This is a genomic window from Mycobacterium sp. (assembly GCF_035640695.1).
In the GTDB taxonomy this organism is placed as follows: domain Bacteria; phylum Actinomycetota; class Actinomycetes; order Mycobacteriales; family Mycobacteriaceae; genus Mycobacterium.
In genome coordinates this window covers 60,358-73,088 of the sequence record NZ_DASQVQ010000059.1, presented here as the reverse complement: position 1 = coordinate 73,088, position 12,731 = coordinate 60,358, and the positions used below count along the sequence as shown (strand labels likewise).

Here is a 12,731-nt window from a genome sequence, read left to right as displayed (position 1 = left end):
CGCAACTCGGCGATCACCTTGCCGAAGCTCTCGGCGTGTTGCTGTTGCACGCTGAAGTACGTGATCCCATAACTGTCCCGGTAACGGCGCAGCTCGTCGGCCATGTCGCGGGGCGATCCCGTCAGCACATCCGGAAGCGCCAGCAGCTGTTCGTCGGACAGCGTCGGGGCATGCCGTCGGGTCAGCGACAGGTCCGGAATTCCGCTGGCGTCATCGGGCACCGCCGTGATCACGATGTTGAGCTCGAGCTCGCCGAACCGGTCGCCCGCCGCAGTGCGCACGAACTCGATCCGCTCGGCCAGCGGGTCGGCGGCTGTGCTGCCCGAGCGGCCGCCGGTAAGGCCGATGATGTCGGCATGGTGTGCGGCCAGCGTCATGATCCGATCGCCGGAACCCGCGATCATGATCGGCACCGTCGGCTGATGCTCGCGCAGATAGCGGGTGACGTGGCCGAGATATTCGATGCGTTCCCCCGCGCTCGGGAACGGAAGCTCGGCAGCCTCGAACTCCTCGCGGGCGTAGCCGGCGCCGAGGCCGAGCTCGATGCGCCCGTCGGTCAACCGATCGAGCGCTTCGACGTCACGGGCCAGCAAGGCCGGCTTATAAAAGCAGGCGTTGAGGACATATGTGCCCAGCCGCATCGACGTGACCTCCGCCGCCGAGAGCAACGCCGGAAACGGCGCGGGCGCCCCGAGATGGTCGGGTACCTGCAACACGTCGAAGCCGAAGCCTTCGGCCCGTCGAACCTTTTCTTGCCAAGCGGAGCGAGACCTTGCGCCCCACATTCCCACGCCGAACCGAAAGTCGTTGGCCACCCGCTGATGCTATGCGAGCCGGCTGAGAGACCTGAGCTGCCGGCCGCAGTCCTTAGCGCAGACGCTTCATGGTCGCATCATCTCGGACAGCAAGCCGGACCATTCCGCCCGCGCTGCGGCAGCCGCATCCAGGTCGCGCGGGGCCTTACCTTCGGCGAGTTCGACGAGTGCTTGGGCTACCCGCATTGCGGGAACGCCGCGGCGCTGCGAGGCTCCCACGATCTCGTCGAAGGCCGCATCGATGCTGCAGCGCCGCAGCGCCACCAGGACGCCCTCGGCACGATCGAGCATCCGGACACCGTGCGCCAGCCGATCAGACTCCACGCGCATCGCGATCACACCTGCTCCTCACGCGGTGGTCATTCCCAGGCGGCGGTCACCGCAAACCCTCGATGTTTGGCCGCTGCCAGCCGGGAAACCCCTTGAGGGCGACCAGGTGAAAGGAAGTGGGAGACCATGAGCGCTGCCGATAGAGCCAGGAGTAAGGCAGACAAAATCAAGGGCAAAGCCAAGGAGCAACTGGGCCGTGCCACCGGCGACCGGGGCTTGGAAGACGAGGGCACAGTTGATCGGGTCAAGGGCAGCCTGAAGGAAACGAAGGAAGAGCTCAAGGGCGCGTTCCGCCGCCGCCGTCGCTGACGCGGGCGCCGGTCGGTAATGGCCGAACATCCGACCGTCGGCGTAGAGGAAGAGTTTCTGCTCGTCGAACCCGACACCGGCGAACCGGCGCCGGCGAACCGAGCGGTCGCGGCCTCCGCCGAACGCCGCGGCATCAAACTACAGCTGGAGCTGACCAGTTGCCAGGTCGAGACGACATCCGGCGTCGCCACCACCAGTCACCAGCTACGTGACGACCTCGCCGGGCTACGTCGGATCGCCGCGGAGTCGGCCGAGGCCAACGGGGTGCGGTTGCTTGCGGTGGCGCTGCCGCCATCGGTGCCGCATCGGTTTCCGGTGACCGACACACCGCGTTACCGCCGCATCGCAGAACGTTTCGGCATGGTCGCGCACGAGCAAGGCATCTGCGGCTGCCACGTCCATGTGGCGGTGCCCGACCGCGCCGCCGCGGTACGGGTCGGCAACTGGCTGCGCCCGTGGCTGCCGCCGCTGCTCGCGTTGACGGCCAATTCCGCTGTGTACCGCAACACCGAGACCGGCTACGCGAGCTGGCGCAGCATTCTGTGGGCACGCTGGCCCGCCGCCGGCCCGCCGCCGTACTTCGAAACGTCGGCCGACTACGACGCGACTGTGCGGATGATGCTCGACACCGGGGTGATTCTCGACGAGAAGATGATTTATTGGGACGTTCGGCCGTCGTCGAACTACCCGACGGTCGAAGTCCGAGTCGCCGACGTGCCCGCGACGGTGGCCGAAACGGTGTTGCTGGCAACGCTGATTCGCGCCGCGGTGATGACGGCGCTCGACGCTGACCGGCGCGGCGAGCGGCCGCCGCGACTACCGGCCGGCGCGTTGCGGGCGGCCGCATGGCTGGCCGCGCACGACGGTTTGGACGGACACGCGATCGATCTCATTCGCGGCTGCCGCGCGGTGCCGGCGCGTGAGCTGCTAGCCGGGTTGGTTGAGTTCGTTCGGCCGGCGCTGGAGTCGCTGCGTGAGTACGACGACGTCCGCTTGGAACTGAACCGCATCGCCTCCTGCGGCAACGGCGCTATGCGCCAGGTCCGGGCGTGGCGGCGCCGCCGCGAGGTCAAAGACGTCATCGCCGAGGCCGCCGCGGCGACGCTGAGGTGACGGGACTCAAGACCAGTCGCGTGCGGCGGCGACCAGACCTTGGATCAGCCTCGAGGTGACCGGCGAAAGCCCGTCGTCGCCCGGCATCCGGCTGCGTGGGCTGACGCCGCGTACGCGCGGCGACAGCTCCAGTTGGGTGCCACCTCCGCGCACCCGGTTGACCGGGTTGTCGGGATGCAGGCCGCGCAGTTCGCGCGGGATCGCGTCGAGGTCGGTGACGACGTGGTAGCCCGGCAGCACGATGTGACGGGCCAGGTGCGCGGCCAGCTCGCGGTTGCGGCCGCCGGCGAGCAGCTGGGTGCTGCGCCCGATCCGGCCGTAGCCGTGCAGCGACACGGCGACGTCGACATGCTCGAGGAACGCCGCGAGCCGCGCTGAATCGTCGGCTGAAAACCGCGCCGACGGCAGGTGGTGCGGGTAGCGATCGGGATGACGCACCACGTACACCGACGCGTCGGCCGCCTCGGCGGCCCGCTCGGCGATCACGTCGGTCACCTGCTCCAGGCCGCCGCCGTGAATGGCCAAGAAGCCGAATCGAGACCGCAGCCGACTGTTCTCGCTGACGCCAGGATCGGCCAGCAACTCCGAAAGTGTCTGAGGGGCAGGTGTTTTGGATGCCCGGTGTGGTATCGGCCAGTGCGAGGGATCCCAGCGGCGCAGGAAGTCGATCCACGTGCGCGGCAGCCCATGATGCACCGCCGCGGCGATGATCCGCTCGAGGTAGCCCGGCCGCGGAGCGCCCGGCTCGACACGGTGATCGATGTAGACCCACGCGTCGGACGGTCCGTTACCGGTTTCGACGGTCAGCCGGTCGCGTCGATAACGCACAGGGACGCCCTCGGCGCTGTCGAGGCGGCCCAGATCATGATCGGAGATCTGCCACAACACGCCGTGGACCTCGGTTCCGACGAACGGTTCGACGGTGGCCACGCCGCGCTGGTTGATCAGCCAGTCGTGTTCGGCCAGCCTTGCGGGGCGGGGATTTGTGGCGTCGGGGCAGCGCCGCGCCATCTGCGCGACGCAGAGGTTCGAGCCGTACGCGAAGTACGCGTGCCGGGTACGCCGCATTCAGCCCGTGACGGTCAGATAAAGCAACACCACATTAAGCAGACTAATCAATCCGGTCACGATCCAGCCGAATGCAGTGGTCAGGCGATGGTTCGTGTCGCCCCCCATAAACGCGCGGTCACTGGTCAGTCGGATGAGCGGGATCAGCGCAAACGGGATCCCGAAAGACAGCACCACCTGCGAAAACACCAGTGCCCGGCTGGGATTTAGCCCGATCGTGAGGATCAGCAGCGCCGGGATCAGCGTGATGAGCCGACGCAGAAGCAGCGGGATCGAGCGGTGCAGCAGTCCCTGCATGATCATCGCCCCGGCGTAGGCGCCCACCGATGTGGACGCAAGCCCGGACGCGAGCAACCCGATGGCGAAGAACAGCGCCACCGTCGGCCCAAGCGTGTCGCGAACGGCGGTGTGCGCACCCTCGATCGAGTCGGTGTTGTCGCGACCCTGCAGGTTCGTGGCGGCGACCAACAGCATCGACAGATTCACGGCACCGGCGACCAGCATCGCCATGCCGACGTCCCACCGCGTGACGCGCAGCAGCATGCGGCGGCGCGGACCGGGTTCGATACGACCGTGGCGGTCGCGAGCCAGTCCGGAGTGCAGATAGACGGCGTGCGGCATCACGGTCGCGCCCAGCATTGCGGCGGCCAACAGCACGCTCTCGCTGCCCTGAAATCTCGGCACCAGACCGCCCAGCACCACCCCGGGCGGCGGCGTTTCAACGAACAAGCTGGTCAGGAATCCGATCGCGATGACCAGCAGCAATCCAGTGATGACGCGCTCGAAGACCCGCTGTCCGCGGCGGTCCTGCACCGAGAGCAGCAACATCGACACGACGCCGGTGATCACGCCGCCGATGAGCAGCGGCAGGCCAAACAGCAGGCGCAGCGCGATCGCACCGCCCATGACCTCGGCGAGGTCAGTGGCCATCGCGACCAGCTCGGCCTGTACCCAGTACGCCAGCCGGGTGCGACGACGCATCCGATCGCCGACCGCTTCGGGCAGCGACTGGCCCGTGACCAGGCCCAGTTTGGCCGACAGGTACTGCACCAGACCGGCCATCACGTTGGCCAAAACGATGACCCACACCAGCAGGAAACCGAACTTGGCACCGGCGCTGATGTTGGCGGCGACGTTGCCGGGGTCGACATACGCGATCGCGGCGACGAACGCCGGCCCTAGCAAATACCAGCCCGGCTGCAGCCGCGTCGTGGTGACCTGAACCACTAACCCACTTTCATCCGGATTATCGAATAGATAAGTTAGGTTAGGCGAAATCTAGCTCCGGCGCGAGCACCGGGAGTGGGAATCTGTCTCAGCGGAGCGGGATGCCGATGGAGATGCCGCCGCCCCAACCCCACCAGGGCCAGCCCCAGGTGTCGTTGTAGTTGACCGGTGGCGAGGTGTTGATCTGCGCGTTGCCGGGTCGCTCGCATTGAGTCGTGGTCGGCGTCGTATAGGTGCACTGGGGCGTGGCCGCGGCCGTCGGCGCAAGGGCTACGCCGCTCGCCCCGAAAACCGTTATGAGGAAAAGCAATAAACCATCCGAGGTGAGCTTGTGGCGGCGACGTCGCGTGCACCAGTCGTCAAGTAGCTGTGCCGCTCCCATAGGCATCCTTCCGGCGCCCAACCTACACAGAGCCTACGCCGGTTTCGGGCGGTCAGATTCCACCTTTGCCAAGGATCGGCCCGCCGATCCCGCCGGTGCCCCACGGATATTCAGGGAACGGGAACGCGGCATTGTCGGCATACGAACCCGGCCCGGTGACGATGGCGGTACTGCCGCCGCCGCGCTCACATTGAGTGGTCGTCCGGGTGGTGCTGGTGCATTTGGGCGCCGCCGCTGCCGCCGGCGCGGCGACAACGGACGCGACAACGCCGGCCGCCAGTAGCGGTGTCAGGTAGTGCGGCGTTGCCTTCATGTCCGCTGCCTAGCGGCTGCCTTCGGCGTACGGCACCGGATACGGCCCGCCGGTGTATGCGCCGCCGCCGAAGACCTCATCCCAGTACGGAAGGGTGAACGGCTCCGTAGTCGGCGTCGCATTTATCTGCACGTTGCCGGGCGAGGAACATTCGCTGGCACCGGGTACATTAGTGCAGTCCGGCTGCGCTATGGCATTGGGGCACAACATGATTGCAGCCGCGGCGCCGGCCGCAACGAGCAAAGGAGCCAGATGAGCATGTCGAATCACCATAGCGATCCTCCCGAACGGTGGTCTCTAAAAGGGAGCGTACAGCCCTTTGCCAGTGATGAGGGGCAGATCCAGCGTGGTGCGGATACCGGGCTCGGCGGCCACCACAGCGGGGATGGCGTTGACGACGCGCATCGCGGTGGCCACCAGGCCGGCGTGATTGTGATCCCCATTGCGGCTGCTCAGGCAGATGTCCATGGCATATGACGGCTCGCCGGTGATTTCGACCCGGTACGAGCCGCCGGGCTGAGCCGGCTGCGGCCAATCGGGGCACAGGTCCCCGCGCAGCCGGGTGACGTGTTCGAGGACGACGGCGGGCCGCTCGTCGACGAGGCCGCGCACCTCGAACCGCAGCCCGGCCGCGGTGCCTTTCGGCACGAACCCGGAGGCGATTTCGAAGTCCTCCGGGGCGGGTTCGCGGAAGTAGACATCGACGACTTCGTCCAGCGCGATGCCAAGGCCCGCCGCCAGTTGCCGCACCACCGAACCCCACGCCAGGCTCAGCACGCCGGGCTGCAGCAGGATGGGTATCTCGTCAAGCGGCTTGCCGAATCCCATGATGTCGAACATCACGGTCGCGCTGTCGTAGGTGGCGTAGTCGACGATCTCCATGCAGCGCACCTGCTGGATGCGCTGGCACGTCCCGGCCAGGGCCAGCGGCAGCAGGTCGTTGGCGAAGCCGGGGTCGATGCCGTTGACGAATAAGCTCGAATTGCCTTGCCGCGTGGCCTCTTCCAGTGGCGAGATCAGCTCTCCGGGAATCACCTGCCACGGGTACTGCAGAAACACCGGCCCGCTGCCGACGACGTTGATGCCGGCCGCCAGCAGCCGGCGGTAATCCTCCAGCGCTTCGGGCAGCCGATTGTCTGCCATCGCGGTGTAGACGGCGCAATCGGGGTTGGCGGCAATCACTTCCGCGAGATCATTCGTCGCCTTGACGCCGGTCGGCGCGGGCAGGCCGGCAAGCTCGGCCGCGTCGCGGCCGGCCTTCTGCTGCGAAGCGACCCACACGGCGGCGAGCTCAAGCTCGGGGCTGGCGACGATGCCGGTAAGCGCGTGGCGGCCGACGTTGCCGGTGCCGATCTGGGCGACTCGAATGGTCATGGATGTGTCCTCACAAGTCTGGGATGGGCAGGTCGAGGTTGGGTGCGACCAGTCCACCGTCGACCTCGAGCGTCTTGCCGGTCAGGAAGGACCCCGCAGGAGACGCGAGATAGAGTGCCGCGGCGGCGATGTCCGCAGGTTCGCCGAGCCGGCGCAATGGCGTGGCGTTCTCCATCGGCTTGCGCAGCTCGTCGTTGCCTGCGACCACTTCGAGCGCAGAGGTGAGTATCGACCCGGGCGCGATCGCGTTCACGCGGATGCGGGGGCAGAGATCTAACGCCGCCAGGCGGGTGTAGTGAGCGAGCGCGGCCTTCGCGGTTCCGTAGGCGGCGAATCCCCGCCCGGATAGCCGGCCCATCGTCGAGGTGATGTTGATGATGCTGCCACCGCCAGAGTGCTCGAGCATGAGCGGCGCCGCCGCGGTGGTCAGCGCGTGCGCGGTGACGACGTTGAAAGTGAATGCGTCCTTCAAGTCCTTTGTGCTGGTGTTCAACAAAAGGTTTGGCATCGTGCCGCCGACATTGTTGACGACGATGTCGAGTCGGTTAAATGTCGCCACCGCGGCGCCTGCCAGCGTTGCCGTCGCATCAGGATGCGCGAGGTCGGCGGCGACGACGTGGGCGCGGCGGCCCACGCTGCGGATCTGGTCGGCGACACCATCGAGCTCGGATTGGGTGCGAGACGAGATGACTACGTCGGCGCCGGCTTCGGCGAACGCAAGCGCGATAGCGGCGCCGAGGCCGCGGCCCGCACCCGTGATGACGGCGACCCGGTCGTCCAGCCGGAATTTGTCAAGGATCACGCGGGCAGACTAGCGATTGCCGTTCGCGGTGTACACGTCACGGGTGGCGAGCGGGTTCGGGGTGGAACCTACTTCTTGGCCGCGGCCTTCTTGGCGGGAGCCTTGCTGGATGCTTTTTTCGCCGGCGCCTTCTTCGCGGCAGACTTCTTGGCGGGGGCGTTCTTGGCAGGTGCTTTCTTGGCGGGAGTTTCGCGGGCCTCGGAGCGGCGGCGCTTCACGCTGGCTTCGAGCGCGGCCAACAAGTCCGAGACATCTTCGGTGGGCTCAAGCTCCTTGGGCTGCTCTTCGGTGGTAAACGCTTCACCACCTTCCAGTTTCGCCTCGACGAGTTCGCGTAGCTCTTCCTGATAGGTGTCGTGGTAGCGATCGGGATTGAAATCGTCGGCCATCGACTCGACAACCTGACTGGCCATCTTGAGTTCGGCCGGTTTTATTTCAACCTTTTTGTCCAGTACCGGGAAGTCCGGATCACGGATCTCGTCGGGCCACAGCAGCGTGTGGATCACCATGACTTCGCGCTTGCTGAAATCCTTGACCCGCAAAGCGGCAAGCCGCGTCTTGTTGCGCAGCGCGAAGTGCACGATCGCGACCCGATCGGTCTGCTCGAGTGTCTTCGCAAGTAAAACGTAGGACTTTGTCGACTTCGAATCCGGCTCGAGATAGTAGCTACGGTCGTACATCAACGGATCGATCTCGCTAGCGGGCACGAATTCCAGGACCTCGATCTCCCGGCTGCGCTCCTCGGGCAACGTCGCAATGTCGTCGTCGGTGATGACGACCATGCGCCCGTCATCGGATTCGTAAGCCCGGGCGATATCGCGATAGTCGACGACCTCGCCACAGACCTCGCACACCCGCTTGTAGCGAATCCGCCCGTTGTCCTTCGCGTGGACCTGGTGAAACTTCACATCATGGTCCTCGGTCGCGCTGTACACCTTGACCGGGACGTTCACCAACCCGAACGAAAGCGAGCCCTTCCAGATGGAACGCATACGGCAAGTATGGCCCACCTGGCCTGATCCGAAACCGCGGGCGCTGGTGGCGACGCTTCGGGCAAGCTTTTCGCGTATACCGGATTGGAACGTTCATCAGTGCGAATGTCAGGGAATCCCGTCGAAATGAAGCGCGTACCGCACGAATGGCCACCGGGGGTGACCTCGGGGCCGCAGGTTCGCCTCAGCAACGCCGACAAGGTGCTCTATCCGGCAACCGGCACGACCAAGGAAGACGTCTTCGGCTACTACACCAGCATCGCCGAGGTGATGGTTCCCCACATCGCCGGCCGCGCCGTCACCCGCAAACGTTGGCCCAACGGCGTCGAGGAACCGTCGTTCTTCGAAAAGCAACTCGCCGAGTCGGCGCCCGACTGGCTGCACCGCGAGTCCGTCGTGCACCGGTCCGGAACGACCACCTATCCGGTGATCGACGACTCCGTTGGGCTGGCGTGGATCGCCCAGCAGGCAGCGCTCGAGGTGCACGTGCCGCAATGGCGATTCGTCGACGGAAAGCCTGGCCCTGCAACGCGTTTGGTGTTCGACCTCGATCCCGGTGAGGGCGTGACGATGTCGCAGCTCGCCGATGTGGCGCGCACGATACGGGACCTGTTCACCGATATCGGCTTGACTACCTACCCCGTCACCAGCGGCAGCAAGGGTATTCACCTGTACGTGCCGCTGGACAAGCCGGTCAGCTCGCAGGGCGCGGTGACACTGGCGCGACGGGTCGCCCAGCAGCTGGAACAGGCCACGCCGAAGCTGGTGACCTCGACAATGACCAAGAAGCTTCGGGCGGGGAAGGTGTTCGTCGACTGGAGTCAGAACAACGCTTCGAAAACCACGATCGCGCCGTACTCGCTGCGCGGAAGGGAGCAGCCGACCGTGGCCGCGCCCCGGACATGGGCGGAACTCGATGACGACAGGCTGCGGCATCTGCGTTATGACGAGGTGCTGGCCCGCGTGGCGCGCGATGGTGATCTGCTGGAGGCGCTCGATGCGGACATCGCGCAAGAGGACCGGCTGACGAGGTACCGAAGCATGCGGGACGCGTCGAAAACACCGGAGCCCGTGCCCGGCTCGGCGCCCAAGGCGGGAAAGAACAATGTGTTCGTCATCCAGGAACATCACGCCAGGCGGCTGCATTACGACCTGCGGCTGGAGCGCGACGGCGTGCTGGTCAGCTGGGCGGTGCCGAAGAATCTGCCCGAGACGCCCGCGGTGAATCATCTTGCGGTACATACCGAGGACCACCCGCTGGAGTATCTGACGTTCGAGGGGACGATCCCGAAGGGTGAGTACGGCGCGGGCAAGATGATCGTCTGGGACACCGGGACCTATGACGCGGAGAAATTCCGCGACAACGAGGTGATCGTCAACCTGCACGGCAACCGGGTGTCCGGCCGCTACGCACTCATCCAGACGAACGGCGATCAGTGGCTGGCCCATCGGATGAAGGACCAAAAGTCGCCGACGCCGCAAGATCTCGCACCGATGCTGGCAACGCCTGGGTCGGTGACCAAGCTGAGGGCCGCGCAGTGGGCGTTCGATGGCAAGTGGGACGGCTATCGACTGCTGATGGTCGCGGACCACGGCAGCATGTGCCTGCAGTCGCGCAGCGGTCGTGATGTCACCCATGAGTATCCGCAGCTGCGGCAGGTCGTCAACGCACTGTTCGACCACCACGTGCTGCTCGACGGCGAGGTTGTCGCGCTCGACGAGTCCGGTGTGCCCAGCTTCGGTGAGATGCAGAACCGCGCCCGCGCGACGCGCATCGAGTACTGGGCGTTTGATGTGCTTGAACTCGACGGGCGGTCGCTGGTGCGCGCCAAATACCGCGATCGGCGCCGCATCCTTGAGGCACTGGCTGGCGACCGCGACGAGCTCATCGTCAAGGACCTGCTCACCGGCGACGGCGCCGAGGCGCTCGAGGAATCGCGCAGGCGCGGCTGGGAAGGGGTCGTGGCCAAGCGGTGGGACTCGACGTATCAGCCGGGTCGGCGGTCGCAGTCGTGGGTCAAAGACAAGAACTGGAACACCCAGGAAGTCGTGATCGGCGGTTGGAAAGAGGGAACCGGCGGCCGCACCAGCGGCATCGGCTCCTTGGTGATGGGCATTCCCGACAATGGGCGGCTGCAGTACGTCGGGCGCGTCGGTACCGGTTTCACCGAACGCGAGCTTGCGCGGCTCAAGAAGGTCTTGGGGCCGCTGGAAACCGACGAATCACCGTTCACGGCAAGGCTTCCCACGCAGGACGCCAAGGGCGTGACATTCGTTGAGCCGAAGCTCGTCGGTGAGGTGCGTTACAGCGAATGGACGGGTGACGGCCGGCTGCGTCACCCGAGCTGGCGTGGGCTGCGACCGGACAAGAGCCCCGCCGATGTCGCGCAGGAGTGAGGTCGTCGATCACGATCTTGATCACCCGAATCTCCTTGTCTCGGGCGGTTTAGACCATGTCGACCCAGATGACCATGGCGGCCGTTGCCGCGGCGATTACAACCAGCAGGACGGTGTCTGCGGCACGCAGCTGTGTGGTGTCCGACTTGTCCAGGCGAAGTTCACGCGCCAGCAGAAACAACGGAAACGTCACGCTGATTGCGATGAGGAATCCACCTACGACATAGGCCCACACGAACCTGACGCCGTGCTTCCTCGCCTCGATCACCATCCAGATCGTGGCCGCGAGGCCGAACAGAAAGATGTCGACTGTGATCGATCGTGACGCCGGCGTCACTCTGGTGTCTTGCAAAAAATTGCCGAGGAAGTCACCGAAGCCGTGCATGTAGGCAACGTTCTGGCTCCGGGTGATTGCATGCGATCAAAGCTAGCGTTCCCGGCGGGGCCCCAGCACAGGTTTGATGTCAACGACGGGCGTGCGGTCGATCGCCTCGAGGTTTCGCACCCGGACGCGCAGGTCTTCGACCGCAAGAATGGTCACCACGTGAAGCCCGAGCGGATTTGGCCGATCCGGCGATCGGGTGGCAAATACGCCCTGCATCGGTCGGTCTCGGTCACCGCGCGGATGCACTTGGCGAACGTCTCTGTCGGCGAGGTGCAACCACGTGATTACCACGATGTCGTCCCCGGGGTGCAGACCGGCGAGCGCCGCCCGCACGTCGGGATCGAACACCAGCCAGCTGTCGGGAGAACCCTCGTCGCCTTGGCGCGGAGCCGTGGCACAATCGGTGAGAGTCGACTCGACCCGACCAATCGAACGAATCCAAAAGCCGGGCTGTGCCACTACGTGATGCTCACGCCGCCGTCGACGACGATCGTCTGGCCGGTGACGTAACCGCCGGCGTCCGAAACCAGCCAGACAAGCGTCGCGGCCAACTCCATCGGATCGCCCATCCGCTGCAGCAGCACTCGTGGTGTGAGGCTCTCGACATATCCCGGCTTGTACTGGCCGGTCATCTCCGATTCGAAGAAACCCGGCGCAATGGCGTTGACACGGATGCCTTTCCGAGACCCCCACTGCTGAGCGAGATCACGTGTCAGCCCGATCACCGCGGCCTTGCTCGCGCTGTACGCCGCCTGCGGTAGCCCGGCCGTGGTCAGGGCGAGAATGCTGGAGATGTTGACAATCGAACTCCCCGGCCGCATGACACGGGCGCACGCCTGGGCGGCCCAGTAGGAGCCGTGCAGGTTGATGTCGACCACCGAACGAAATTGTTCTGGAGTCTCACGGGTGGCCGGAACCGCGGTACCGACGCCGGCGTTGTTGACCAGCACATCGACACGCCCGTATTCGTCAACCGCGGCGTCCACCATCGCCTTACACTGCGCCGGATCGGTCACGTCGGTGGCCACGGTCAGCGCGCGACGGCCGGCCGACTTGACCAGTTCCGCTGTCTCGGCGAGCTTTTCGGCACGACGTGCGGCCAGCACCACGTCCGCCCCGGCTTGGGCGCAAGCTTCGGCGAACGACACGCCAAGGCCAGAGGAGGCGCCGGTGACGATCACGACCTTGCCGTCGAGTCGAAACTTGTCCAGCACCCCCATGTGG

The 12,731-nt window shown here is 65.8% G+C and carries 16 protein-coding genes; 3 read left to right on the top strand and 13 right to left on the bottom strand.

The window, feature by feature from the left end; translation table 11 throughout:
- Both VE759_RS07200 and VE759_RS07195 read right to left on the bottom strand, forming a co-directional pair.
- Positions 1–815, bottom strand: an 815-nt coding sequence (locus VE759_RS07200; protein ID WP_324929629.1) for an LLM class F420-dependent oxidoreductase, incomplete at its 3' end; no start/stop codon positions are given.
- Positions 816–881: 66 nt separating this feature from the next.
- Entirely contained in the window at positions 882–1,145 is a 264-nt protein-coding gene (locus VE759_RS07195) for an ANTAR domain-containing protein (RefSeq protein ID WP_324929641.1), read from the bottom strand.
- A 126-nt stretch (positions 1,146–1,271) separates the two neighbouring features.
- Here VE759_RS07195 and VE759_RS07190 point away from each other — a divergent pair, with 126 nt between their 5' ends.
- Entirely contained in the window at positions 1,272–1,454 is a 183-nt protein-coding gene (locus VE759_RS07190) for a CsbD family protein (protein WP_324929627.1), read from the top strand.
- An 18-nt stretch (positions 1,455–1,472) separates the two neighbouring features.
- Positions 1,473–2,567 (top strand): glutamate--cysteine ligase, encoded by a 1,095-nt coding sequence (locus tag VE759_RS07185; RefSeq protein WP_324929625.1) that lies wholly within the window; start codon positions 1,473–1,475, stop codon positions 2,565–2,567.
- 6 nt (positions 2,568–2,573) lie between these two features.
- Here VE759_RS07185 and VE759_RS07180 read toward each other — a convergent pair whose 3' ends face one another.
- The 8 genes from VE759_RS07180 to VE759_RS07145 all read right to left on the bottom strand — a co-directional run bounded on the left by VE759_RS07180 (position 2,574) and on the right by VE759_RS07145 (position 8,725).
- Positions 2,574–3,635: a poly-gamma-glutamate hydrolase family protein gene (locus VE759_RS07180; protein ID WP_324929623.1), complete on the bottom strand. Its 1,062-nt coding sequence runs from the start codon at positions 3,633–3,635 to the stop codon at positions 2,574–2,576.
- Entirely contained in the window at positions 3,636–4,913 is a 1,278-nt protein-coding gene (locus VE759_RS07175; RefSeq protein ID WP_414687852.1) for an Nramp family divalent metal transporter, read from the bottom strand.
- A gap of 37 nt (positions 4,914–4,950) precedes the next feature.
- Positions 4,951–5,244, bottom strand: a complete 294-nt coding sequence (locus VE759_RS07170) for a hypothetical protein (protein ID WP_324929618.1) — start codon at positions 5,242–5,244, stop codon at positions 4,951–4,953.
- A gap of 52 nt (positions 5,245–5,296) precedes the next feature.
- Positions 5,297–5,557, bottom strand: a complete 261-nt coding sequence (locus VE759_RS07165) for a hypothetical protein (RefSeq protein ID WP_324929616.1) — start codon at positions 5,555–5,557, stop codon at positions 5,297–5,299.
- Positions 5,558–5,566: 9 nt separating this feature from the next.
- Positions 5,567–5,689, bottom strand: coding sequence for a hypothetical protein (locus VE759_RS07160; RefSeq protein ID WP_324929614.1), 123 nt, complete (start codon positions 5,687–5,689; stop codon positions 5,567–5,569).
- A gap of 165 nt (positions 5,690–5,854) precedes the next feature.
- Positions 5,855–6,931, bottom strand: a complete 1,077-nt coding sequence (locus VE759_RS07155; protein WP_324929612.1) for a diacylglycerol kinase — start codon at positions 6,929–6,931, stop codon at positions 5,855–5,857.
- 10 nt (positions 6,932–6,941) lie between these two features.
- Positions 6,942–7,733, bottom strand: a complete 792-nt coding sequence (locus VE759_RS07150; protein WP_324929610.1) for an SDR family oxidoreductase — start codon at positions 7,731–7,733, stop codon at positions 6,942–6,944.
- A 68-nt stretch (positions 7,734–7,801) separates the two neighbouring features.
- A complete protein-coding gene (locus VE759_RS07145) occupies positions 7,802–8,725 on the bottom strand; it encodes a Ku protein (protein WP_324929608.1) in 924 nt (307 codons plus the stop codon).
- A 126-nt stretch (positions 8,726–8,851) separates the two neighbouring features.
- Here VE759_RS07145 and VE759_RS07140 point away from each other — a divergent pair, with 126 nt between their 5' ends.
- Positions 8,852–11,122, top strand: a complete 2,271-nt coding sequence (locus VE759_RS07140) for an ATP-dependent DNA ligase (protein WP_324929606.1) — start codon at positions 8,852–8,854, stop codon at positions 11,120–11,122.
- A 49-nt stretch (positions 11,123–11,171) separates the two neighbouring features.
- On the opposite strand, the gene VE759_RS07135 is transcribed toward VE759_RS07140, so the two are convergent.
- Genes VE759_RS07135 through VE759_RS07125 form a run of 3 tightly spaced genes read right to left on the bottom strand, consistent with a single transcriptional unit; the run spans position 11,172 to position 12,727 of the window.
- On the bottom strand, positions 11,172–11,534 hold the full coding sequence (locus tag VE759_RS07135) for a DUF2834 domain-containing protein (protein ID WP_324929639.1): 363 nt from the start codon (positions 11,532–11,534) through the stop codon (positions 11,172–11,174).
- A gap of 15 nt (positions 11,535–11,549) precedes the next feature.
- Complete coding sequence (gene tsaA, locus VE759_RS07130) at positions 11,550–11,966, bottom strand: tRNA (N6-threonylcarbamoyladenosine(37)-N6)-methyltransferase TrmO (protein ID WP_324929604.1); 417 nt, start codon at positions 11,964–11,966, stop codon at positions 11,550–11,552.
- Positions 11,966–12,727 (bottom strand): glucose 1-dehydrogenase, encoded by a 762-nt coding sequence (locus tag VE759_RS07125; RefSeq protein ID WP_324929601.1) that lies wholly within the window; start codon positions 12,725–12,727, stop codon positions 11,966–11,968. The genes tsaA and VE759_RS07125 overlap by 1 nt, the downstream gene beginning before the upstream one ends.
- Positions 12,728–12,731: the final 4 nt, after the last annotated feature.